We start from the raw sequence: 24,245 nt of genomic DNA, 5'->3' as shown, positions 1-24,245 counted from the left end.
TAAACTTATGTAGAAAAGCATTGTTACTTTTGGGAAACCGAATTTAATATTAACATTCAAAATCAAATATTTATGTCTTTTGAACTTCCAGATCTACCTTATTCTAAGTCAGCATTAGAACCATATATTGATGCTCAAACCATGGAAATTCACCATGATAAACATCACGCTGGATACACTACCAAATTGAATGATGCAATTGAAGGCACTGAGCTTGAAAAGCAGTCAATCGAGGATATCCTAAAAAATGTTTCTAAGCATTCAGGTGGTGTGCGCAACAATGGTGGTGGATATTATAACCATAGCTTGTTCTGGAGCATCATGGGCCCTGATGCTGGTGGCGACCCTACTGGTGATGTAGGTGCTGCAATTGACGATGCTTTTGGTTCTTACGAAAACTTTAAAACTGAATTTAGCAATGCAGCCGCTACCCGTTTTGGCTCAGGTTGGGCTTGGCTTATCGTAAATGGTGAAGGAAAACTTGAGGTTACTTCTTCTCCAAATCAAGATAACCCATTGATGGATGTTGCTGAGAAAAAAGGAACTCCAATCTTGGGTCTTGACGTGTGGGAACACGCATACTACTTAAAGTATCAGAACAAACGTCCGGATTATATCTCTGCATTTTTTAATGTGATAAACTGGGATGAAGTAAATCGCAGATTTGCTGAAGCGAAATAGTAACTTTCGCTAGAAATAATTAAGAGCCTCGCATTTGCGGGGCTTTTTTGTACCTGCTTATTTCAGAAAAAACAATAAACCGCGTTAACAAACAATAACTAATTTTACTCAAATGAAAAAACTTACTGCTATACTATCTCTCTCACTTCTATCGTACTTCATGCACTCTCAAGTCTATCAAGAAGATATTCAACTTGGCATTCTCGGAGGAGCCCTTATCACTAGCAAACCAGGCATTGGTCTGCAGGCATTAGGAGAATTAAAGATTGCCAAACGGTTTTCTTTAAGCTATAGAGCATTATCATCGGCTGGTGAAAATGTGATGTTATTTGGAGGTGCTCGCTCCAATAAATATGTCGAACAAGCGATTTTATTTGGCTTTCATCAGCCTATTGGCAAATCAAGGTTTAGCGCATTTGCCAAGGCAGGACCAGCTTCTTATAAGCTCACCACATCTACCATCCAACTGTTATTTAAAGATGAATCTACCACTTATAAAGGTTCTGAACTAGCTGTTGAAATTGGGGCGTCCTACGAGTACAAAGCTTTGGACATCCAGCTTGTGGTAGGCAAAACTGACTTCAACGCTGTGAACAAAAATCCGTTCATTTTAGGTATTCGAATTGGTTTGGATCCATTTTACTGGTTGCTACCTAAAAATCCCGATTCATCAAAAACTCCCTATACTCCAGACAGACCATCTCTCGTAAGTACAGACCACTTATAGATAATATCATTTCTTAATTATCTTCGCCCCATGCAACTGGAAAACGGCAAAAAAATCTACTTCGCTTCCGACCTCCATTTAGGAGCACCAAACCATGAGGAAAGCCTAAAGCGTGAACGTCATTTTGTAAAATGGTTAGAAGAGATCCGCCATGATGCTGCCGAAATCTTTATTGTTGGCGATCTTTTTGACTTTTGGTTTGAGTACAAAAAAGCCGTTCCCCGTGGCTTTGTTCGTGTATTAGGGAAACTGGCAGAAATAGTGGATTCCGGGATTCCTGTACATATGTTTACCGGCAACCATGATATGTGGATTTTTGACTACTTACCTCGGGAAATTGGTGTCACTCTATACCGCAAACCCATTGAACGAGAATGGGATGGAAAAAAGTTCTTAATAGGTCATGGAGACGGACTCGGCCCTGGCGACCATGGATATAAGCTTATAAAAAAGGTGTTTTCAAATCCCTTCCTGCAATGGTCATTCGCTCGGCTGCACCCCAATTTTGGGATTGGTCTTGCAGATTATTTTAGCAAAAAGAGCCGTGCAAAAACCGGAGATGACGATGCTGTATTTCTTGGCGAGGAAAACGAGTGGCTTGTGATTTACTGCAAAGAAGTTTTAAAAAAGGAACATTTCGACTATTTCATATTTGGCCACCGCCATCTACCATTAAATATTGAGCTTAAGCCAGACAGCCACTACATAAACCTTGGGGATTGGATTCAGTACTTTACCTATGGAGAATTTGATGGTGAAACAATGGAACTAAAAGACTACCCTTTTCCAAAAAATTAACGGCTTTTCCTACAACAATGTAAGTATCTACTAGTTATCTTTAGTAAAATTTATTACCATGGATAATCAGTACGGAACACTTTCTGAAGCTACAAATGCGCTTCAAAAAAAGGGATATGAATTAGATTTTACCTTTAAGCCAGAGGCAATAGTTTGCAAAGCAATCAACAAAACTTACGAGCCAGAAGATTTTCATATTGATGAATTTCATCGCTTTGAAGGGATGTCCAATCCTGATGATATGTCTGTAGTGTATGCTGTAACCACAATTGACGGAAACAAAGGAATGCTCATTGATGCCTACGGAGCCTATAGCTCTCTTTCGCAAAAAATGGCTCAAAAGATAAGGATGCACTAATTTTTTCTTTTTATAAAAAACAACAAAGGCCGGTAGATAATCACCGGCCTTTGTTGTTTAGCTCTCAATTTGCTACCTCAGCAATTTCATTAATAATGAAATCACAAAGAGAACAATGAATATGTAAAAAATGATTTTAGCGATACCTGCTGCTCCTGCTGCTATACCCCCAAATCCAAAAATGGCAGCTATGACTGCCACTACTAGAAAGATTAAAACCCATCGTAACATAATTGTCGTTTTTATTGGTTAATAAATACTAAACTGAATTTTAGCCAATTAGTTCACAAGCCGGGTTTCTAATTGAAAGTACAACGCACTCCCAAGAAAGCTCTTACTCCTTGGTTTGGTGCGTACACGTAGGAAGGATCGAAAGTTAAAGCCTCAGGGTTTTCCGCTGTTGGTACCACATTTCCGCTGGCATCAAACACTACATTTTTATCAAATGGGTCATTCGCTCTCGCAATGCTATTATCTGCAGGGCGAAAGTTTAGAATATTCTTAACCCCTCCATAAAATTCCCAGCGAGAACCCAACTTACTCCAGGTAAGCTGAATATTCTGAATACTCCACCAAGGAGAGTATTCATCACGTGAATCCAATTCACCAAGTAAAGGCAAACGCATCGGTCCATAAAGATTCCCTGTATAGTCTACTTTGAGATTTATAGAAGCTATTTTATAACCCAAAGCCCAAGTCGTTGTCCACCTTTCGGTAAGAATTGGGCGATATGTATTCATAATACCATTTTCATCCTTTTCCGTAACTGACACATCTATAAATGACCCTCCAAATCGAGCATCCCAACCTTTAGGCAAAACCACATCCGCATTAAGTGAAACACCACGGCTAACCGAGTTTCCATCTAAATTATCATAGATTATTTTGTTAGGATCTGAATCGTAATCAGGAAGAATTTGATTGGTAAAGTAGGTATACCAAGCGGATGCATCCAATGTCACAAACGCTTGGGCACCAAGCACCATTCTCTTTTCATAATTGAGGTTTACATTATAGCTTCTTTCAGGCCTCAGCTCCTCTTGTACCTCCACCTCTCGAGCACCAGTAAGAGCGGCATGCTCTTCGGTGAAAAGATTTACAACCCTAAAGCCAGACCCCGCATTTAGCCTAAAAATATTCTTCTTATTAATGCTCCACTTATACGCTACTCGTGGTGTAAAAATACTGCCATGATCCCGATGGTAGTCATACCTCATGCCTAGCAATAGCTTGTGCTGTTCAGACAAAAAGATTTCATCCTGAATAAAAAAGCCTGGTAAAATCACCTCATTTGGTTGATTGATTGAGTCTAGCTCAGTGGCAGGTGTACTGTCATCATAATATGTATATCTCGATGTCACACCGCCAAGCACATCATGTACCCCTATCGCTCTATTCCAGTACGCTTGCGCGTAACCTACTTTTTGATTTGCCATATACGGCACATCACCATAGTATGAATTTTGATTATGTGAATTGAAAGACACATCTACAAAAACGTCTTCTTCAATGGGCAATTGATATTTTCCAAACACCTCAACTCTATTGGTGATAATACTTTCTCCATAAACTTCATCACCCCCTCTATCCTCAGGCTGCCATTGCATTTCACCTCCCCATCGATTTTCATAAAAATACCTCCCTCCTAATGTGAATACTCTGCCTACTTTGCCAAAATCCCACTTTTGAAAAATCGAAATTTTGTCTTGTAATGTCACGTCCGTGAAATTGTCCCCATTAAGATCTACCGGGTTATCGTATTTATAAAAGCTCAAAGCCGTAAGGACGTTCGTTTTCGCCCCAACCTTATTTTTAAAAGCCATATCCAGACTATGTTCAAGGTAACTCGTAGTCATAAAGTCTGCTGAAAACACAGGTGCTTTTTCGGGGCTTTTAGTAATCACGTTAATAAGCCCACCCACCGCCTCGGAGCCGTATAATGAAGATGCAGGTCCCTTTACCACTTCTATCCGTTCAATTATCGAGTTTGGAATTCCACTCAAACCATACACCGTAGACAAACCGCTCACCACGGGCATTCCATCAATCAAAATCATGGTGTACGATCCTTCCAGTCCATTAATATGAATATCACCTGTATTGCACACATTACAATTCAATTGTGGCCGAACACCATTTATATTTTGAAGACCTTCAAAAAGGTTTGGTGTTGGATTTTTCTTAAAGAAAGCAGCATTATAAACCTCAACAGGCACTGGACTTTCCGAGCGACTTACAGCTTTCATTGTACCCGAAACCACTACTTCATCTAATCCTGTTTCAATCTCATGAAGCTCAAAGTTCACCTCCCTTTGCTCACTTTCCCGTAAGGTGATTTTTTGAACCTCAGGGCGACAACCAATAAATGAAGCTCGAATTTGATACGTTCCCGGTTGTGCAATCACCAACTGAAATCTGCCTTGAGCATCGGTAACGCTTCCTACTTTGCTGTCTTGCACCTCTATCGCCACTTCTCCCATGGGTGCCCCATTTACAGTAACGACACCCGAAACAGATACCCGAGCAAAGCTTACTAAACTATGAAGCAAAGCAATTACGATAAAGCTAAATCTAAAAATAAGATTGCGCATTGATTAATTTTTAGACAAACCTAAATATTAAATATTAGCTATCAAACATTTTATCTTAGATTTGCCTAGCAATTGTTTTTTGATGTACACATTTACCGAAGAGAATTACCTGAAAGCCATACATTTCCTATCTCAAGGATCTGAAAAAGGCGCCACTACCAATGCCATTGCTGAAAGGCTTGAAACCAAAGCGGCTTCTGTGAGCGATATGCTCAAGAAATTGAGTGATAAAGATTTACTCATTTACAAAAAGTACCAAGGCGTAAAGCTTACCGCCAAAGGCAAAGAAATCGCCATTAAAACTGTTCGTAAGCACCGATTGTGGGAAGTTTTTTTGGTAGACAAACTCGGTTTTGGATGGGAAGAAGTGCATGAGGTGGCTGAGCAGCTAGAGCACATCCAGTCTGTAAAACTTACCGATAGACTAGATTCTTATTTGGGTAACCCGAAGTATGACCCCCATGGTGATCCTATTCCAGATGATGCGGGTAATTTCCCGAAAAGGACAGAGACTACTTTAGAAGAGTGTGAAACAAATTCTGAAGTAATAATAAGAGGTGTAAAAGATACCTCACCTGAATTTCTTCGATATCTCGAAAAGCTGGGCATTGGCTTAGGCGCAAAACTAATGGTAGAGGAGAAAGAAGAATTTGACGGGTCAATGCGTGTAAAAATAAACTCAACATCCGAGACTAGCCTAAGCGCTGCCGTATGTACCAATCTATTTGTAAAGCAACTATGAAAAAAATAATTCTATTCTGCGTCTTAGCCGTATTTGCTATTTCCTGTACCGAAACGAAAAAGGACCACCGACCGCACATTGTGTGCACCACGAGCATAATTGGCGATGCTGTGCAAAACCTTGTAGGTGATACAATTAAGGTAACTTCACTAATGGGAGCCGGGGTTGACCCACATTTATATAAAGCTACACAAGGCGATATCGCTGCACTAACAAATGCCGATGTGGTGGTTTATAATGGGCTTCACCTTGAAGGCAAAATGGGCGAAATATTTGAAAAACTTGGTAAAACCAAACCCACATTTGCCATTGCTGATTTTGTTCCAAAAAACTTACTTATAAATAGCACCGACTTTCAAGGTGCTGAAGATCCGCACATCTGGTTTGATGTTACTGTGTGGGTGCGTGGTGTAAATGGCCTTTCTAAAAAGCTACAAGAAACCTTTCCTGCTTACGCAGATTCAATAGAAGCAAACCGACAGGATTATGCTAAAGAACTTTATTATCTCCATGGCCGAATTGTGGATCAATTAAATCAAATCCCTGCGGACCAGCGGATAATGATCACCGCACATGATGCTTTCAAATATTTTGGGAAACAATACAGTATGGAAGTGCGCGGCTTGCAAGGCATCAGTACTACCGCAGAGTACGGATTGCAAGATGTTTCGGAACTGGTAAAATACATCACAGAAAAAAAGATCAAAGCCATTTTTGTGGAAAGCTCGGTGCCCAAAAAATCTATTGAAGCGGTGATAGAAGGCTGCCGTGAAAGTGGACATGACGTAAAACTCGGAGGCGAATTATACTCAGATGCACTGGGCGCTGCTGGCACACCTGAGGGAACGTATGTTGGAATGTTTGATCACAATGTGAAGGTGATAACGGAGGCGTTGAAGTAACTGGGTCTCGACTCCGCTCGACCTGACCAACCGACAAAACCTCGTCTACGGTCTGTTCGAGCGGAGTCGAGAACACACAAAGAGCATGAATAAGCTCTAAACTGAAAAAAATTAGAATGGACATCAGACCCGAAAAAACCGCGATAGAGGTACACAACCTCACTGCAAGCTACAACCGCAAGCCTGTATTGTGGGACATTGACTTTAGTTTGCCTCAAGGCCAACTCATTGGGATTGTTGGCCCAAATGGTTCGGGAAAAACCACACTGCTTCGCAACATGATGGGCCTGATGAAACCCGACAGCGGCTATGTAAACATGTTTGGCAAAAAGTTGGACGAAGTCCGCGAAAGGGTAAGCTACGTACCTCAGCGTGAAACGGTAGATTGGGACTTTCCCGCCAATGTGATGGATGTGGTTATGATGGGGCGTTACCGCAAAAGCAACCTCTTTAAAAGACTAACCAAAAAGGATAAGGACATTGCAACGGAAGCGTTAGAAAAAGTAAATATGCTGCCCTATGCCAACCGTCAGATTTCGCAACTTTCGGGTGGACAACAGCAAAGAGTTTTCATTGCACGCTCCTTAGCTCAACAAGCCGATTTATACCTAATGGACGAACCCTTTGTAGGGGTAGATGCCGCCACGGAAGAGTCCATTTTAACCCTGCTTTCTGAAATGAAAAAGGAAGGAAAGACAGTGGTAATCGTACATCACGATTTGCAAACAGCTTATGAATATTTTGATTGGATCGTTTTGCTGAACACCAGATTGGTGGCCAGCGGCCCCAAGCAAGAAGTGTTTGAAACCGAACTTTTACAGGAAGCTTATGGTGGACGCCTAACAGTTTTGTCACGAATTGGAGACCTGATGGCGAAGAAAGATTTCCCTATGCGCGAAAGCGAGTTTAAAGAAAAAGAAGGACCAGGCGATGAAGGAGCTTCTTGAATTTTTGAGCTTTAGCAACCCCAACGTGCGGGTTGTAACCTTCGGCACCATGTTTATTGGCATGAGCGCTGCTATGGTAGGAAGTTTTGCTTTTTTGCGCAAGCGCTCCCTTATCGGGGATGCCATAGCTCACGCCATTTTGCCGGGTATCGCCATTTCATTTATGGTTACCCAAAGCAAAAGCCCCTACATACTTATGTTTGGTGCGCTTATTAGCGGATGGGCTGCCATGCTCCTCATTGAGGCTATCACCAAACATTCCAAATTAAAACCCGATACGGCCATTGGCTTGGTACTAAGCGTATTTTTTGGGGTTGGTATTTTACTCCTCACCCACATTCAACATTCCGGTGCAGGCAATCAAGCCGGGCTCGATCAATTCCTTTTCGGGAAGGCCGCCTCTATGACCAAAGATGACTTGGTAGCGTACTCCGTGGTAGCCAGCATACTTTTGGTAACGGTGTTTTTACTTTTTAAAGAATTTAAGCTGATGAGCTTTAACGCAGAATTTGCCCAAATTTCGGGGCTACCTGTAAAGAGCTTGCAGTTTGTGCTTTCGTCCATCACCGTTTTGGCTATAGCCACCGGAATACAAGCCGTGGGTGTAGTATTGATGGCTGCTTTGATTATTACTCCAGCTGCTGCCGCACGCTCCTGGACAGAAAATCTGGTGAAGATGCTTTTCATTGCCGGTTTTGCCGGAATGCTCTCCGGGTTTGTAGGTTCATACATCAGCTTTACCGCACCCAATATGCCCACCGGACCATGGATTGTGATGAGCCTTTCCGCTATAGCGGTGATCTCTTTGGTGTTTGCGCCCAAGCGAGGACTATGGAGCAAGATGAAGCGCCAGCGTGAAAACCGTGAAAAGATCTTAACTGAAAACATCCTGAAAGCTATTTACCACCTCAGCGAAAGACGAGACGCAGACTTCCCGGTGATTGATGAGGAAGACCTTCAGGAAATACGACAATTTAATTCGGATGAACTTAAGAAGGGGTTACGCCTATTGAAAAAGCGCTTTTTGATTTTGCGCCAAGCTGAAGGTTTTCGCCTGAGCGAAGCAGGCCTTACCGAAGCTAAGCGCGTGGTTCGCCTCCACCGACTTTGGGAAATGTATCTCACGCAGCGTATGCGCCTCAAGGCCGATCACATTCACCCCAATGCCGAAACCATTGAACATATTATTAGTCCTGAAATAGAAGAAGAACTTTTACGTGAACTCGGTTACCCGGACAAGGATCCGCATGAAAGCCCGATACCTTACGAAGGTAGCTCGCCCCCTAAATCCCCCTATAGGGGGACTTAATTACAGCGCTGAAATACCACAATTCCAACTAATGAAACCTTTAACATATAACTTTTTAACTTTTAACATCGTAGCGTGGCAGCATTCTACATCATACTAACAGCATCAGTAATAGCCGTAAGCTGCGGCCTCCTCGGCTGCTACCTCATCCTACGAAAAATGGCGATGGTAGGCGATGCCATCTCCCATGCCGTATTACCGGGAATTGTGATTGCCTTTTTAATCTCTGGTTCGCGAGGAAACTTTGTAATGCTGGCAGGAGCAGCAGCTATTGGTGTGCTTACCACTATTTTAATTGAGATACTTCACAAAAAAGCAAACCTACAGGAAGACGCTTCGATTGGCGTAACCTTCACTTCTCTTTTTGCCTTTGGCGTAATTCTTATTTCCAGCTTAACCGGGCAGGTAGACCTTGACCAGGAATGTGTGCTGTATGGCGAAATCGCTTATGTGCCGCTCGACCCAATTTTGCTAGGCAATGGAACCAACATTGGCCCACGAGCTTTGTGGATTAGCGGAACGGTTTTACTCATTATTATTATCGCTTTAGTAAAAGGCGACAAAGGCTTGGCCTTAACCACCTTTAATGCGGATTACGCCAAGGCTTTGGGTATCTCCACTGCCTTTTGGCACTTTGGTTTTATGGGATTAGTGAGCCTCACCACCGTTGTTTCTTTTGAATCTGTGGGTGCAATTTTAGTAGTAGCTCTACTTATCGCTCCACCTGCCACCGCTTACCTACTTACCGAAAGCCTTAAGAAAATGCTTTGGCTGACTGCCCTTCTGGGAATACTCACTGCCGTGGGAGGTTATTACCTAGCACTCATTTTGGATGGCAGCATTGCCGGTGCTATGGCCACTTTTGCTGGGTTGCTGTTTGCTGGGGCTTGGGGGTGGGGTAGAGTGAAAAACAGAAAACACTCAAAAGATCAGTGAAATAAAACCAAGACTAGAAACGAAATCTTCCGTTTTTAATAGATGCCTCTTCTAGCATAAGGCTCATATTGTTTGAACAAAGCCCTTATCTCATTTTGTATCGGACCCATCGGGTCTCGTTGTAGCTCCTCTCTTGCCGAAATCCCTTTTTTTCCTTTTAAATCAGGATTAGCTCCTCTTGAAAGCAATAAATGCACTGCATAAACACGCCCAGCGTTAACAGAGGCAACCAGCATGTTTGTTATTTCTTCTTCGGTGGCGGTTTTTGAATCAAGTAATAATTTGATTGCATCAATATTTCTTCCTTCAGACTGATACTTTGACAGAAGGGAGGGATAATACCGTACTAAAGTTCGGTTATTTAGGTATTCCTTTTCAAACCACATATCGTATACCCTTACCATTTCTTCAGGATCACAGTAGAGGCCAAGCTGGGCCTTTAGAACGCCCGCCTCTTTGAGAGTATATGAAGATCTTTCTAGGTATTTTAGAAACCTGCCTTTCACAGACTTGTAAGTTTGCCACAACTCCTCACTATCTTTCAGAGTTGCAATTATCTCTCCAGCGCCTGAAATCACCTCGTATGTTTTTTGCGACACCTCTTCGTTATTATCCAACATTCTTTCAATCTCATTGGCCGACATATCAATGTTTCCATTTGCATCTACATTTGGGTACATCCATGACGGCCGAAATGCCCAATTGAAAATAACTTCTCTCATAGCCTTATTAAGCTGCTGCTGTTGTTTGTACATTTCAATTGCCCAGTCCTGCTCAAATTTGAGAAAAGCTACCACAACGGCATCTGGTTCTAACTTTTTTTCGGCTGTATACACAATATTAGCAATGGCAGTTAAAGAAGCTCCATTCTTCTCACACGGGTAAACTCTTTTTTCGGAAATTGGAAATGTTCCCTGCCCACCCCAAAATTTATTCAGCACATCGAAGTATTGTTCTTTAAGAATAGTATAACTCCTAATTCGCAACAATCTAATATTAGCCAACAATTCTGAGTATTCACGTTGCGTTGGGCTTTTTGGATTATACATGGTTAGAATCCTGTCCCAATACTCTTGGTTCCCTTCCATCGCAAGCTGAAGATAATACTCAAATGCCTCATCTTGACTCAGCTTTATAATAGCTAACGAATGCCAGCTTCCAGTGGCAATTGAAACAGCACTCTTGCCCCTTTCTGGCAAATCTAATTGACCATACTCATTGGAGCCCCACCCCACTATTTCACCATCTTTTCTTTGCATAAAACCGTGTCCCCCCTTGCTCGAAAATATCTTAACAATTGAGTTTTCTCTATTTGATAAAGGATATGATTGCGGTTCAGAACAATTACTATACAGCATTCCATTTGTTCCTAAAATTGTCAAGCACTCCATGCCTGCATATATCTTTTTAATTGGAAAACACTCCTCTGGGATGCTTCTTACCCAATCTGGGCTTATCTTACCCCAGGTCTCTACTTCTCCATTTTGCTTTAGTGCTGCAGCAACATTATAACCTGCAGATATTTCTACAACACCCCCTAGCCCTTTTGGAACGGAGGCCTGCCCAAAATTATCCAGCCCCCAGCCTTTTACTTCTCCATTTTTTAAGAGAGCTAAGCTAAAACCATAACCTGCTGAGATATCAACAGCATCATTCAAATCATCTGGCCTAATTACTCCATCCCTGAGACCAAAGCCTCCTAGTTCATACAAATCACCAGATTTTGTTAAAAGTAATGAATGGTTAAAACCTGCTGCAATCTTATCAATATTATAAAATCGATTTAAGCTGGCTATCTGCCCACTTGCATTCGATCCCCAGCCAATCACTCCTCCATTTTGTAAAAGAGCCAAACTAAAAGACCCTCCACAGGCTACTTCCTTTACGTTTTCTAAACTTGTAGGAACTGAAATCTGACCATTTGTATTATCTCCCCACCCTATTACAGTCGTAATATCCTGTCCAATACTAACTTGTGACATTATTGATAAAATAATAACTAGCTTTTTCATCTTTAGGATTAAAGAGTTTTGTGATTAAAATGTGAGCCCAAACTTTATTCTGAAATTTATCGGCATTACCTTCTCCCTTTCGAAAGAAACAGACTCCTTAGTTGACCCTGAGTCCATGCTATAATATAAATCGCCTTGCTCTACTATTTTTACAATCGATTCATTCTTATATTCCGTAGTTAGCTGAATAATAAAAAGGTTTTCGATAATAATCCCAAAATTTAAAACACCATAGATTGGTGGCCCCGTAAATTCAAGCATTTTATTAAACTTTTCTCTCCTTAAATTGAGACCCGCATGTGTTTGGTTTATTGCCTGGTCCTGCTCAGCATTAAACCTTAGTTGTGCATTTGTGTATGCATTCCACCCGCCACCTACATCCACATAGAAAGGTTTCATATAAAACTTTAAAAAAGCTCCTGCACTAAGTTTTTGAATATTTAAATTGACATAGTCTGGTTTTACAATTTCTTTTAGATCCGTTCCATCAATAGAGTTTTCCGTAATATAAGCTCCCGCATAATAGGAGTGCCCCTCTTGGTTCAACCCATAATTATCAGAGTTCCAGTTTACAAACGCACTTATACTCCATAACGTTTTACTTTTCAAAAGTTTATAGTCACCTAAAATCATGTAAGACAATTGAACGTCATAAGCAATTCCCGACCCATCGTATCCTTTTTCCCAAATCTCATTATAATTTACTCTGGCGAAGGGGAAGCCTAGGGTTAATTGTGTTTTTGGAGTTATAGTTTGTTTACTGATGAACGACTTATAACTTAGGGTATCAAGAATCTTATTATCATTCAATTTATACTGACTTTTATACATCTCCTCCAGCTTCATTATCTCTTGTATTCTGAACTTTATGCCATCTGAATTCCTTAAGCCATACTCCGCCATTAGCAACTCAATCTGTGGCATATTTGGATAAAAAAAACTGTACTCCTTTATAAATTGCTTCCCCTTACCGCTATTGCCTATAATGTTTTGTAAGACAACATTGTTATCCCTGATGTCTTTCAAGTAGTCTTGCTGCAAATAGACTACCGTCACGCCCGTATGTTTCCGCCTTTTAGACTTCATCCGAATTTCTTTGGATTGATATTGCCGAAGTTTAAAGCCATTTGTATCTTCTTCAAGAAATAAGGTGAGTGTTGCAGGGGTTTGGTTTGTAACGGTAAGTGCAAATTTATCTGATGCCGAAAATTTCACAGTCCTTCCCTGCGCAACCATCATTAGAGGAATAGCCGTGATTAACAAAATCGCAAAAACATACCATGATAAATGCCATCTCGGTTTCATAGAGGTTGGTTTGGTGTTGAATATATAACCTACTTTAAAGTCAATAAGAAGACCCTATTCAAATTTAGCTTTTTAGAGCTACCCAACAAAACTGGTGGTTAACTTAAATCATGTAAACTCCAGTACGCACGCTTTTGCAGAGCGTATTCAAAAAACAGTCAATTTTTGGCCTGCCCTTCATTTTATAAAATCTTTTATCTTTCGCCAATCAACAAAAACTAATGCAGTCGGATACCAATTACCGCAAGCACTTCCCTCTTCATCAAAACTCACTCAACCCCACTACTCAGAAACCACCCATGCCAGAAAATCAAGATCAACTCAATGCGCTCTTGGAAAAGATGAATGCTCTGATGAAAAGACAAGAGGCCTTTTCGCAAGAGATTGATTCTTTGAGAAATGAGGTTTTAAAACTAAGGGGTGATGATCCATCTGAAGCTGATTCTGCCCAATTAGCAACTGAGCAAAATTTTATAAATGCCAAAATAAACCATCGCAATCCACCGATAAATCAAACGGTAAAACCTGCTTCTTCAGAAATCAAATCATCCCGCTCAAAGGTCAAATCTCCCAGGCTAAAAACAGACCTCGAGAAGTTTATAAGTGAAAACTCACTTATACTTCGCCCTAAATCCCTTTGGTGTAAATCCAGTACGAGCTTTAAACAACTTTGAGAAATAGGCATAATCTTCATAACCGAAGCTATAGGCTATTTGAGATAGGTCACCATTTTCGTACACTATTCTACGCTTTGCTTCCAATATCACACGGTTCAAAATAAGGCTGGATGTGGTTTGGTCAAGCGTGGTTTTCACAATTCTATTGAGGTGCTTTGTTGTAATATTCATCTTATCTGCATAAAAGGCCGCAGATTTGTTCTCCACAAAATTCTCATCAATAAACCGCCCAAGCTCTCTCAACTTCGCGGAATAGCCTCCAGCACCAATTGCAGCATGTGTCGGCTCTTGTAGATACCAATTACTTAAATCCAAATAAATAAGATCGACCAATGTTACCAGCTTTTGATATGCTAAAGCATTCTGGTTTTCGCTCTCTTTAAGCAGTTCTTCAAAATAGCCCATGAGTTTTTCAACCTGCTTTGATCCTAACTGCAAACCTGGAGAGTTTTGAGTAGAATAGAAAAATGGAAATTGATAGATAGACCTAGCCGCATAGTGTTTATCAAAAAATTCTTGTGAATGAAAAAAGATGAAGCCATCTATATCATCAGTAAAAGTCCAACTGTGCACTTGCCCTGGCGACATCATAAACACACTCCCTGGCCTTATCGGAAATTTTGCGAAGTCAATTTCGTGCGTTCCGCTGCCCGCAGTAAAAACTACGGTAAGAAAAAAGTCATGTTTATGGGCATGAGTAATAGAATGAAAATGGTCATTAAGATGACTCTTAAAGTCATTGCAGTAAAAATTTAGGGTCCCACCCTGTTCTTCAAACTGATCAATATGTAAAACCTTCACCTCGTCCACACTCTTTTTTAATGTCCTAATAATACAAATATTGGAGACAATAGTATAACATATCAAATAATCTACACACGAACTTTGTCCTATAAATTTGAAACCAATGAGCGGCTTAAATACGATACTATCCGGAACATGTCCCTGCTGTCAAAAATCTAAGGTATTTGAAAAAAGTACAATCGTCACACTCTTTGAAATTCCAAAAATGCGTGATAATTGCAATAATTGCGGATATAAATTTACCAAAGAACCTGGTTTCTTTTTTGGCGCCATGTATGTAAGCTATGGCCTGATAGTAGCCCAAATGCTAACTGTAGCCGTAGTCTCTAAGTTTATCCTTGATCTTGAAAATTTACCCACAGTATTCGCCATGGGAATAACGGCTTTACTGTTCAGCAAAATAAACTTTAGACTATCTCGACTGATATGGATGCAACTATTTCTGAAAAAGGCAGAGTGCAATTAGCTCCTTGGTTATTACCAATGTTGATGAAATCTTGTTTTCAGTCAAAAGCCAGTATTCTCTTCAAGTAAATTCATTAAAGCCTTTTGGGGGCCATTCTTGTGCTTAAAACCTCCGCACTGTGGTATTCCCTGATGAAACCTCATCGCCCAATTCAAGCGTAATATTGGCAATTTGAGGCCCACAGTCACAACACTTATTTTCCGGATCATATAGGTTTATATCACGCACTCTAAGTGTGTCCGCAAACTGCAGAGTATCCGAAGTAATTACCCAATAGGTATTTGGTCGATAGTATATTTCTACAACACATTCATAAGAGTAAAAGGCCGATGGCTCTGCAACCACATCATTGGTAGTTTGATTATATGCTGTAACTACTATTTGGTCGCCAAATGAAGTTGGACAACTCAGGCTATCACTTTCGTAAAAAACGCCCACACTCGGAAAGTTACAATCACAGTTCATAGATCGGCAACATCCAGACAGAATGACTCCTGCCAAACAAGCAAGCGCGCCCAGCTTAAAAACACCTTTTGGTTTCATAAAAAGAAAAGAATGAAGTTTTGAAAAACGCCTCTATCACGGTGAGAACTGAGGATGGTGTCCTAAACTCGAATACGATTACCACAAGCAAAAGGTGGGGTGCTGCGAAAATAAAATGCTAGCCATTTAGCCTAAGCTGATTTGTGCTGAGAGTAAAGTCCTTTAACGAATCATAAAAGCCATACTGTTAATATTCCGCACTACCTCATCACCCGGGCACTTGGCTTTTATGTATGTAAAAATGTAGGTATCCCCAGGTTTGGCACGATTCACCAACTCACGTGTTTTGTTGGTGTATCTTGGGCCAGCATTCGTAACTGTAATAGGCTCACTTCGCTTAGCTATGTAAGTCAATCTAAATTCAACGACAGCACAGGTGGCGTCAAAATCAAAATTGTCAAGGAAGGCTGCTACTCCTCCTTGAGCCTTAAACTCTCCATTGCCCATAAGTCCTCCTGTTTTATTACTAAGTCTTACTACAGGATCAGGTATGCGCTTGACCCGAAAGATGTGAATCCGTCCTAGCCCGGGGCCTTCTACACTGATCTGGGCTTCTCCCGGTTTTGCAGCCGTTGCCACATACCTTCCCACTGAAACTTCTTTAACGGAAACACCTTCCAAACCTTTTACTTCAATATCCGCTGGACTCAGCCCAGCCACATGTACACTAATAGGATTATCAACACCAACGTACAATACACGCATCCTCTCTAGCTGAAGAAACTCCTGCGGTTGGTGTCTCACTACTGTGTCATGGATGTAAACTGTGTCTATTTGGCTCACAGCTTCAATTGCAGGTTGGTTTGATGAAGTTTCTTGCTTCGTATTTTTACACTGGCTAAAAACTAATAAGAGTGCAAGAATTGAGATTTGAATTAACCTTCTTTTTAAAATCATTGGTTGGTTTGGTTTAAATTACTTTAGTTGAGTAATTTACAAATAAAGCATGTAGTAGAATGATCCGCCCATATCTCCCCTCCGACAAACCACACCTCATCGAGCTTATTCGATTGAACACTCCTCCTTATTTTGACAAATCAGAGGAAGCTCTATTCTCAAACTATTTGGATAATGAACGCGAAGATTACTTCGTTCTCGAAAGCAGTGGAAAAATTATAGGCTGTGGGGGGCTCAATTATGAAAAAGGAAAAACCGAAGCAGTACTCTCCTGGGGCATGATTCACCCCTCGTATCATGGTTTAGGCTATGGAACACAAATTACCCAACACAGAATTAACCATCTTAAAACCATAAGAACTGCACATACATTAGTAGTGCGCACTAGTCAGCACACATCAGTATTTTATGAAAAAATGGGCTTTAAAGTTCTTGAGATCAAAGAAAACTACTGGGCTCCAGGACTTCACTTACATTACATGAAAATGAAGCTTTAGTCCTCCGTCTTCTTTGTTTTTACATTCTTGGTAACCAGCACATTCTTAGCGGTAATATCTTCTACAATCAAACCACTTAGTTTGGCGCTTTCATCGTTCAAATCTTTGTAATCAATTGTTTTACTCTGTGAAGAATAAATCAATTGCTCCGAGGCTACATCAAACAAGTTGTTCTGTAAATAATAAGTGGAAGAGGTTGTGTAATACCCTTCTGAGTGCGCTGTCGCTACATTGTAAGCATAGTAGTCATAATAGCTACCATACGCATAGGGAGAGGAACTACCGCCATACCCAGGGTAAGGATAGCTATTGCCATACACCGGAGCTGCAATGGTAATGCTCGGCCCTCCTTGATGGTATTCTTTCGTCTTTTGTATATCAAAAGCACTGATCATAAAAATACCATCAGCCTCTTTTCTGATAACTTTTTCTTTGAAACTTTGCTTTACACTTTCAAGCATTGCACTATCGCGAGCCATTCCCATAAGTTCCTTTGCCTTTCCGGCCATTGGAAACTCATCATAACTCACCATTGCTCTTACGCCTTTTGCCACCAAAGCATCTACCATAGCATTTTCTACCGCCACGCGAGTTTCCATATTGGGAAACATAGCCATCACGTATAGCTTATGATACTTTTTTGCTTCTTCGCTCTCCCCGCTCCATGAACTCATAAGGTTAGAGCTTGGACCACAACCAGTAGCTACAAGAAGTGTAAAAATGAAGATGGTAATTATGCGCATGCTTTTCAGCTTTTAAATTAAGGCGGAAAGATATAGTTATTCCAGATATTTTAGCCGGAAAAGCACATCCTCTTGGTCAAATACAATTCATTATTACCCATATAAACGGAGCATCTCCTGTAAATCAGCAAGTGTATTAGCTTCTTTGGAAGGTTTATCTTTTCTCCACCTTTTCATACGTGGAAAGCGCAAGGCTATACCTGACTTATGACGCGTGGATTTTTGAATTCCTTCAAAGGCAATTTCAAAAACCAATTCTGGCTTTACACTTCGCACCGGGCCAAAGCGCTCCAAAGTGTTGCGCTTCACAAAGCTGTCTACCTTATTAAATTCTTCATCAGTAAGACCTGAATACGCTTTTGCAAAAGGAACCAACTTGTCGCCATCCCAAACAGCAAAAGTGTAGTCGGTGTATAAATTTGCTCTTCTTCCATGACCTCTCATCGCATATATCATCACAGCATCTATGGTGAGGGCGTCCACCTTCCATTTCCACCAATCGCCTTTTTTCCGGCCCACTCCATAGGTCCCTTTTTTTGCTTTTAGCATAAGTCCTTCACTATACTGGCTACGGGCATCTTCGCGTAAAGCGATCAACTCTTCCCAACTATTAAAGTTAATGAGCTCCGAAAGCTGAAGCAGATTATTGTCCGGCAAACCAGTAAACACTCTTTCCAAAATCTCCCGTCTAAACTCTTGTGTCTCATGTCTCAAGTCTCTTCCCTCCCATTCCAAAATATCATAGCAGCGCAACACCACAGGTGCATCCTTCAGCATTTTTGCACCCACTGTTTTGCGCCCTATTCGTTTTTGCAAAAGGCTGAATCCTTGTATTTGCCCGTCTTTATACACAAGCACTTCTCCATCCAGTACGGTGCCTTCAGGCAAAAGTTCAACTACCTCTTTTAGTTCAGGGTATTGATCCGTTACGAGTTCTTCACCTCGGCTCCATAAAAACACTTCTCCATTTCTAAAAATCAATTGGCCGCGGATTCCATCCCATTTATATTCTGCAAACCAATCATGTGGTGACCCTAAACTTTCGGGACCATCTTCAAGCTGGTAGGCCAAAAAGAAAGGATAAGGTTTGGAAGTATCTGCTTCCACGCTATCATCCAAAAGCAAGTCATAAAAAGTAACCGCTGCAGGGTCCCAGTTTCCCATCAGGCGGTGGGCCATCTCAGCCGGATCCTTGTCTAGATGTTGGGAAAGGGCGCGGGTCATAAGCTTTTGGCTCACCCCCATTCTAAACCCACCTGTTATCAATTTGTTAAAGACAAAACGCTCAAATGTTTCCAGCTCCCTCCATGCTGCCAGTATTTGCTTTTTCTTTTCCTCTTGCGGTTTTCCGCGTAGTTCTATCAGAAAATTAACCCAGTATAGTAAACCTCTGTCTTCAGTGTTTTCAACTTTAGGTAATAGCTTGGCAATGGTTTCAGCAAGGTCGCCCACCACATGGTAGGTTTCGTCAAAGAGCCATTCAGGCAAACCCGTTTCTTCCTGACACCATTCTCGCAAATCACGTGTACTAACAGGGCGCTTTGGCCTTCTGTGGCTCATAATGGCGATGGCCCACACTTTTTCTTCATCGGGCGCTTTATCAAAATAATCTACCAAAGCAGCCACTTTTGTGTTTGTCTTGTTGGTTTGGTCCAACTGCATAAAAAGGTTTGCGAACTGTTTCATGCTTTTTTCACTTCTTTTCCTTCCTGCTCTTCAGCACCTTCTCCTTCATAAAGAGTTTTCACAGCCACCGCATTCAGCCCGTACTCTTCCACAAGCCAGCGCGTATAGGCGGCTTGATAGCCATGCGTTACGTAAATATTTTCAGCACCAGTGGCTATTACAGCCGTATTCAAACCATCCCAATCAGCATGGTCGCTTAGCACAAAACCCCTGTCTGCCGCCCGTCTACGTCTTGCTCCTCGCAAAGCCATCCACCCACTTCCGAATGCTGTTTCAGCAGGGCCAAGCCTTTTCATCCAAGCGCTGCCAAGCGCCCCGGGTGGACATACCACCAAGTTTCCAGCAAAATCCTTCTTTGCGAATTCATCGCTCACATAGGTGGTGGGCGCTATTTCCATCCCACCTTCTCGCAGCGCCTGATTGGTATTTTCCACCGCGCCATGTGTAAATATCCTTCCAATGCCTTGATCTACATGATTAATGATACGCTGTGCTTTGCCCAATGAGTATGCTCCAATCACAGCTACCTTTCTTTTTTCTTTGCAGGATTGCCACCATTGATTGATTTCATCCATTACAACAGGCTGCTCCTCCCATTTATAAATTGGCAGGCCAAAGGTGCTTTCGGTTATAAAGTGCTGACAAGCCACCGGCTCAAACGGGGTAGAAATTCCATCCTTCTGCACTTTGTAATCCCCACTTACCACCCATATTTCGCCCTTATACTCCGCACGTATTTGCGCAGAGCCGGGGATATGCCCTGCCGGGTGAAAAGAGAACTTCACACCATTGATAGTCTTTACTTCTCCAAATTCTACGGTTTCTAAATTGATATCTGCACCCAGTCTCAATCGCATTACTGTTTCACTATCCTTATGAGCCAGATAACTTTGATGCCCGCTCCTTGAGTGATCTGCATGTGCATGGGTTATCAGGGCCCGTTTTACAGGCTTCCATGGGTCGATATATACATCGGCCAGCTTGCAATAAATTCCATTTTTATTAAAAGTAAGGAGTGACATTGCAGGCAATAACCCTGAGCAGAGTTAGAAGTTTAAAACTTTCGCATGTAAACCTTTATTTCCTATACCTTTTTTGTCTGGATCTTCATCCTTCGGTTTGACCTTTTCTGGATATTATCGTCCATTTATGGACTTTATCTTACCAATTACTAAGTACCAGCCAAGCCTCACGTTTTAAGTCACAGCTCTTTGTACATTTGAATATGTAACCAATGTCCTTGTGCCTCTTTGCATTAACTTTCGCAAGCACGCTCAACTAAAACTCCTGACTTTAAGAGGTTACAAAAGCTGCTTTGCCATGCTCGCCTTTGATGTTCTTTTAAGTAAAACCTAAGAACACCTCGATACTTACTGCACAGTTTTACATACAATTACTTTACTAAACCAATCTTACAATGCGACTTCACAAATTTAATCCTGCATGGCTACTTGCACCTGCTGTAGCGATTTCAATGCTTTTCTCTTCTTGCGAGAAATCCCCGATAACCTTGGCCCTACATGAGCCAATTTACCCTACCGGAAGCCAAGCGGTAACCTATACGCTAACCAAGGTTACTGATGGTGATATTAATTCGGCCAAACTTTATGAAACTGTTTCCACTATCAATTCTTCAGGAAGTATTACTTCTGCAGGAAGTGAGGTGGAAATTAACTCATGGACAAGTCCTGCTGGAGACTTGAGCTTTTCTAAACCTTCAGGGTATGGGAACAATAAGTTGGTAACCTATCGTTTTGAAGTGGTGACACCCGAACAAACCAAAAACTTTAGGGTAACCTTTGCTACCAGACCGTATCCGGTGGCAAACATGGCTGCTCCCATATATACTCAAGGCGACCCTGATGATGTATTTGATTTAGTGTTTATTCCTGATAATGACATCTCTAACATGAATGACTTCTATACCCATTGCCGGGGAGCTATTTTGGAGTCATTTTTTGATGAGCCCAAACTTCGCTTTTGGAGGCGTCAATTCAACTTTTACATAAATCCATTGAAAGGGACCGCCACCGACTACGACCGAATATCTACTGATGGAACTCATCAGGTGCCAAGCAATAATGCCAACATTTCGTGGGCCGAAGGCCGGGTTTTGATGCATCAAAATAATCTTAGGGATTATGCCAGTGGAGGGTTATTTTCTACTGAAATGCAAAACCGTGGAACCATTCTTCACGAATGTGGGCACGCCTGGTTTGACCTTGCAGATGAATATGGAGGAGGCTCCCACTGGGAAGAGGCTGATTACCCAAACAATTGGCCATCGTTAGCTTCAGCGCAAGCTGCTGGCGGAAATTACGGTAGTTGTAAATCAGATGCCGATGCGGTGGAAATGGACTCTAGTGGTTGGTTTAAACTCTGTGTAAACAATTGCCAGATGAAGGCAACTGGCCTAAATCACACCACCTACGATTGCCCTTGCCAGTACCGGATAAACCACGCCATTTTAGATAACGCAATAAATTAATTAGGTATGAAAACTTTATATAAATTAAGCTTAATGGTACTTTTTGTACTTATATGCGCCACAGCCTTTGCTCAAGAAACCCCTGACCAGCAAAGGGATAAAGTAGAGAAAAACACCGCACCTTATTCCACGGACTATTTTACTCGCTCCGGAAATTCATACTATGTGATGACCTTAAGCGTAGAAAAAGGAAAAATTGTAGTAGATCAAAACTCGAAACTGGAGGAGGTGAAGGGTAAGTTTCCATACCAACGAGGTAATTTAAATGTGCAGGTAATGGACACCAAGGGAGAGCGGTTAGCCAACTTCTTTATGCCCGACCCTTTAGTAGTTCGCTCTTGCGAAGGCGAAGATTCTGAAACAAAGCCCATTCAAAAAGGCAGTATTCAAATACCGCTGCCAAAGGCATCCAATATTGGAAAGATTGAGTTGGTAAGAGGGAAGCAAACAGTTGATAGAGTAGACGTAAGTGCCGTAGTGGAAGAATTCATTAAACGCCAGCGAGGCGATGATGGTAAAGACGAGGAGGAATAGACTTTTACATGAAGTCCACTGGCTTAACGCTAGAGGCTGCCGGAAAAGAGTATGTTTTAAAAATAAAAGCTCCATTCCCTACTCCTGCGATTTTGTTCTGTTTCACAGCCCTGACAGGTTTTGGAAACCTGTCAGGGCTTCTTAGTCTATAAAAAAGCGGGACAGAAACTTAATTCCATCCCGCGTTTAAAACTTTTATCTAGATCGGCTTACCCGAATAACTTCAAAATGTCATTTCCATTGGCCAGTACAATCAAACCTAGCAGAATGATAAAACCTACCATCTGAGCATACTCCAATACTTTTTCAGAAGGCTTGCGGCCAGATATCATTTCCCAAAGTACAAATACTACATGACCACCATCAAGCGCAGGAATGGGAAGTATATTAAGGAAGGCCAACATAATGCTCAAAAAGGCTGTGAAAGACCAAAAGCGTTGCCAGTTCCATTGGGTGTCAAACTGATCGGCAATCATTAAGAAACCACCAACCTCCTTGTAGGCTTCTGTTTTTGGGTTCAAGATTAATTTAAACTGACGGATGTAATCGCTAAGCACCGTGTACGACTTATTAAGGCCGGCAGGAATTGCTTCAAAGAAACCGTAATGTTTTGTTTCTAAATCGTAAAAGTGTGTGAATGGCATCGCATAAACTCCAATGCGACCACTCTCAGGAACAATCATTTCTACAGATCCTTCCTCACCATTTCGCACATAGTTTAGCGTCATTGTTTGCCCTGCGTACCCAGGAATCATGCCGATATACTCATCAAAAAAGGCTACCTTTTTTCCGTCAAGGCCATATATGCTATCACCCTCCATCAAGCCAGCTGTTTTGGCTACAGATGAATCGGTAAAACCACCAACCACATAAGGAACTCTTGGAGAAACCAATGTGCTTTGTGATTTTATCAAGTCTCTTTTATCCTCTTCAGTTATCTGAATTTCTTTGATTGAGCCATTGCGCTCCACGGTGATCAAGCCATTATCAGAAAGCAGAATTTCAATTGGAATTTGAGAAAAACGTTCAATCTTAACTCCGTCTACCGAAAGAATTTTGTCTCCATTTCTTATTCCAATCTCACGTGCAGTAGAGTCTGCCGCTACTCCATAGGTCAGGTTTTCGTTTGGTAAATAGCTTTCGCCATAATACATCATCATACCCGCATAAATGATGATGGCCAGGATTACATTTACGGTAACGCCACCAATCATGATAATTAGGCGCTGCCAAGCCGGCTTAGAGCGAAACTCCCAAGGCTGAGGCTCTTGCTTCATTTGCTCCTTGTCCATGCTCTCGTCTATCATTCCGGCTATTTTTACATAACCACCTAGAGGAAGCCAACCAATACCATATTCGGTACCGCCAATTTTCTTCTTTACCAAAGAAAACCACGGGTCAAAAAAGAGGTAGAATTTCTCAACTCTTGTCTTGAAAAGTTTGGCAGGAATAAAGTGCCCCATCTCGTGCAAAATGATGAGTAGAGAAAGGCTAAGTATAAATTGAGAAGCTTGTATAAAAATGTCCATTCGTATATTTTAGTCGGTAGCGAGTGTTAACGCATTCCGGGGGTATTCATTATTAAAGCGGGCAAATTTAACC

General features: G+C 41.5%; 25 protein-coding genes. 14 read left to right on the top strand and 11 right to left on the bottom strand.

From position 1 onward, the window contains the following. Window positions 1-72 precede the first annotated feature (72 nt). From OWEHO_RS11975 to OWEHO_RS11960, 4 genes are all read left to right on the top strand, one after another. Entirely contained in the window at window positions 73-681 is a 609-nt protein-coding gene (locus tag OWEHO_RS11975; RefSeq protein ID WP_014202743.1) for a superoxide dismutase, read from the top strand. A 112-nt stretch (window positions 682-793) separates the two neighbouring features. Then, window positions 794-1,408: a hypothetical protein gene (locus tag OWEHO_RS11970; RefSeq protein WP_014202742.1), complete on the top strand. Its 615-nt coding sequence runs from the start codon at window positions 794-796 to the stop codon at window positions 1,406-1,408. Between the two features lie 30 nt (window positions 1,409-1,438). After that, window positions 1,439-2,206 (top strand): UDP-2,3-diacylglucosamine diphosphatase, encoded by a 768-nt coding sequence (locus OWEHO_RS11965; protein WP_014202741.1) that lies wholly within the window; start codon window positions 1,439-1,441, stop codon window positions 2,204-2,206. A gap of 58 nt (window positions 2,207-2,264) precedes the next feature. Beyond that, a complete protein-coding gene (locus OWEHO_RS11960) occupies window positions 2,265-2,564 on the top strand; it encodes a hypothetical protein (RefSeq protein ID WP_014202740.1) in 300 nt (99 codons plus the stop codon). A 72-nt stretch (window positions 2,565-2,636) separates the two neighbouring features. Here OWEHO_RS11960 and OWEHO_RS18230 read toward each other — a convergent pair whose 3' ends face one another. Both OWEHO_RS18230 and OWEHO_RS11950 read right to left on the bottom strand, forming a co-directional pair. Further along, window positions 2,637-2,795, bottom strand: coding sequence for a DUF1328 family protein (locus tag OWEHO_RS18230; protein WP_014202739.1), 159 nt, complete (start codon window positions 2,793-2,795; stop codon window positions 2,637-2,639). A gap of 68 nt (window positions 2,796-2,863) precedes the next feature. Beyond that, window positions 2,864-5,155 carry a TonB-dependent receptor gene (locus OWEHO_RS11950; protein WP_014202738.1) on the bottom strand — a complete coding sequence of 764 codons (2,292 nt, stop codon included), beginning with the start codon at window positions 5,153-5,155 and terminating at the stop codon, window positions 2,864-2,866. An 82-nt stretch (window positions 5,156-5,237) separates the two neighbouring features. Here OWEHO_RS11950 and OWEHO_RS11945 point away from each other — a divergent pair, with 82 nt between their 5' ends. From OWEHO_RS11945 to OWEHO_RS11925, 5 genes are all read left to right on the top strand, one after another. Beyond that, complete coding sequence (locus OWEHO_RS11945) at window positions 5,238-5,897, top strand: metal-dependent transcriptional regulator (protein ID WP_014202737.1); 660 nt, start codon at window positions 5,238-5,240, stop codon at window positions 5,895-5,897. Continuing rightward, a complete protein-coding gene (locus tag OWEHO_RS11940) occupies window positions 5,894-6,799 on the top strand; it encodes a metal ABC transporter solute-binding protein, Zn/Mn family (RefSeq protein ID WP_014202736.1) in 906 nt (301 codons plus the stop codon). The genes OWEHO_RS11945 and OWEHO_RS11940 overlap by 4 nt, the downstream gene beginning before the upstream one ends. A 116-nt stretch (window positions 6,800-6,915) precedes the next feature. Continuing rightward, window positions 6,916-7,746 carry a metal ABC transporter ATP-binding protein gene (locus tag OWEHO_RS11935; RefSeq protein WP_014202735.1) on the top strand — a complete coding sequence of 277 codons (831 nt, stop codon included), beginning with the start codon at window positions 6,916-6,918 and terminating at the stop codon, window positions 7,744-7,746. Continuing rightward, window positions 7,730-9,055: a metal ABC transporter permease gene (locus tag OWEHO_RS11930; protein WP_014202734.1), complete on the top strand. Its 1,326-nt coding sequence runs from the start codon at window positions 7,730-7,732 to the stop codon at window positions 9,053-9,055. The genes OWEHO_RS11935 and OWEHO_RS11930 overlap by 17 nt, the downstream gene beginning before the upstream one ends. Window positions 9,056-9,130: 75 nt before the next feature. After that, window positions 9,131-9,991, top strand: coding sequence for a metal ABC transporter permease (locus OWEHO_RS11925; RefSeq protein ID WP_014202733.1), 861 nt, complete (start codon window positions 9,131-9,133; stop codon window positions 9,989-9,991). 35 nt (window positions 9,992-10,026) lie between these two features. Here OWEHO_RS11925 and OWEHO_RS11920 read toward each other — a convergent pair whose 3' ends face one another. Both OWEHO_RS11920 and OWEHO_RS11915 read right to left on the bottom strand, forming a co-directional pair. Beyond that, window positions 10,027-12,003 carry an RCC1 domain-containing protein gene (locus OWEHO_RS11920; RefSeq protein ID WP_014202732.1) on the bottom strand — a complete coding sequence of 659 codons (1,977 nt, stop codon included), beginning with the start codon at window positions 12,001-12,003 and terminating at the stop codon, window positions 10,027-10,029. 24 nt (window positions 12,004-12,027) lie between these two features. After that, the gene (locus OWEHO_RS11915; RefSeq protein ID WP_014202731.1) at window positions 12,028-13,308 is read right to left on the bottom strand and encodes a hypothetical protein; all 1,281 of its coding nucleotides are present in this window, start codon (window positions 13,306-13,308) and stop codon (window positions 12,028-12,030) included. A gap of 221 nt (window positions 13,309-13,529) precedes the next feature. Between OWEHO_RS11915 and OWEHO_RS11910 the strand changes: the two genes are divergently transcribed. Further along, complete coding sequence (locus tag OWEHO_RS11910; RefSeq protein ID WP_014202730.1) at window positions 13,530-13,982, top strand: hypothetical protein; 453 nt, start codon at window positions 13,530-13,532, stop codon at window positions 13,980-13,982. Here the strand turns inward: OWEHO_RS11910 and OWEHO_RS11905 are convergent. Further along, window positions 13,920-14,795 carry an AraC family transcriptional regulator gene (locus OWEHO_RS11905; protein ID WP_014202729.1) on the bottom strand — a complete coding sequence of 292 codons (876 nt, stop codon included), beginning with the start codon at window positions 14,793-14,795 and terminating at the stop codon, window positions 13,920-13,922. The genes OWEHO_RS11910 and OWEHO_RS11905 overlap by 63 nt on opposite strands. A gap of 97 nt (window positions 14,796-14,892) precedes the next feature. Here OWEHO_RS11905 and OWEHO_RS11900 point away from each other — a divergent pair, with 97 nt between their 5' ends. After that, the gene (locus OWEHO_RS11900; RefSeq protein ID WP_014202728.1) at window positions 14,893-15,255 is read left to right on the top strand and encodes a DUF983 domain-containing protein; all 363 of its coding nucleotides are present in this window, start codon (window positions 14,893-14,895) and stop codon (window positions 15,253-15,255) included. A 102-nt stretch (window positions 15,256-15,357) separates the two neighbouring features. Here the strand turns inward: OWEHO_RS11900 and OWEHO_RS11895 are convergent, their stop codons facing one another. Continuing rightward, window positions 15,358-15,693, bottom strand: a complete 336-nt coding sequence (locus OWEHO_RS11895) for a hypothetical protein (protein ID WP_143764590.1) — start codon at window positions 15,691-15,693, stop codon at window positions 15,358-15,360. A gap of 267 nt (window positions 15,694-15,960) precedes the next feature. After that, window positions 15,961-16,695 (bottom strand): GldM family protein, encoded by a 735-nt coding sequence (locus OWEHO_RS11890; RefSeq protein ID WP_014202726.1) that lies wholly within the window; start codon window positions 16,693-16,695, stop codon window positions 15,961-15,963. Between the two features lie 59 nt (window positions 16,696-16,754). On the opposite strand from OWEHO_RS11890, the gene OWEHO_RS11885 reads away from it, so the two are divergent. Then, window positions 16,755-17,192 (top strand): GNAT family N-acetyltransferase, encoded by a 438-nt coding sequence (locus OWEHO_RS11885; RefSeq protein ID WP_014202725.1) that lies wholly within the window; start codon window positions 16,755-16,757, stop codon window positions 17,190-17,192. Here OWEHO_RS11885 and OWEHO_RS11880 read toward each other — a convergent pair. The 3 genes from OWEHO_RS11880 to OWEHO_RS11870 form a co-directional block, all read right to left on the bottom strand. After that, complete coding sequence (locus OWEHO_RS11880) at window positions 17,189-17,935, bottom strand: hypothetical protein (RefSeq protein WP_014202724.1); 747 nt, start codon at window positions 17,933-17,935, stop codon at window positions 17,189-17,191. The two genes, OWEHO_RS11885 and OWEHO_RS11880, sit on opposite strands and share 4 nt — an antisense overlap. A gap of 93 nt (window positions 17,936-18,028) precedes the next feature. Further along, on the bottom strand, window positions 18,029-19,621 hold the full coding sequence (locus tag OWEHO_RS11875) for an ATP-dependent DNA ligase (RefSeq protein WP_014202723.1): 1,593 nt from the start codon (window positions 19,619-19,621) through the stop codon (window positions 18,029-18,031). Further along, entirely contained in the window at window positions 19,618-20,643 is a 1,026-nt protein-coding gene (locus OWEHO_RS11870; RefSeq protein ID WP_014202722.1) for a ligase-associated DNA damage response exonuclease, read from the bottom strand. The genes OWEHO_RS11875 and OWEHO_RS11870 overlap by 4 nt, the downstream gene beginning before the upstream one ends. A 395-nt stretch (window positions 20,644-21,038) precedes the next feature. Here OWEHO_RS11870 and OWEHO_RS11865 point away from each other — a divergent pair, with 395 nt between their 5' ends. Continuing rightward, the gene (locus OWEHO_RS11865; protein ID WP_014202721.1) at window positions 21,039-22,109 is read left to right on the top strand and encodes a hypothetical protein; all 1,071 of its coding nucleotides are present in this window, start codon (window positions 21,039-21,041) and stop codon (window positions 22,107-22,109) included. A 6-nt stretch (window positions 22,110-22,115) separates the two neighbouring features. Next, a complete protein-coding gene (locus OWEHO_RS11860) occupies window positions 22,116-22,643 on the top strand; it encodes a hypothetical protein (protein WP_041627589.1) in 528 nt (175 codons plus the stop codon). A 209-nt stretch (window positions 22,644-22,852) separates the two neighbouring features. On the opposite strand, the gene rseP is transcribed toward OWEHO_RS11860, so the two are convergent. Continuing rightward, window positions 22,853-24,172: an RIP metalloprotease RseP gene (gene rseP, locus OWEHO_RS11855; protein ID WP_014202719.1), complete on the bottom strand. Its 1,320-nt coding sequence runs from the start codon at window positions 24,170-24,172 to the stop codon at window positions 22,853-22,855. Window positions 24,173-24,245: the final 73 nt, after the last annotated feature.

It is taken from the genome of Owenweeksia hongkongensis DSM 17368, from assembly GCF_000236705.1.
GTDB classification, from domain to species: domain Bacteria; phylum Bacteroidota; class Bacteroidia; order Flavobacteriales; family Schleiferiaceae; genus Owenweeksia; species Owenweeksia hongkongensis.
The sequence above is the reverse complement of the archived record's forward strand: the minus strand, read 5'-3'. Positions and strand labels throughout refer to the sequence as shown.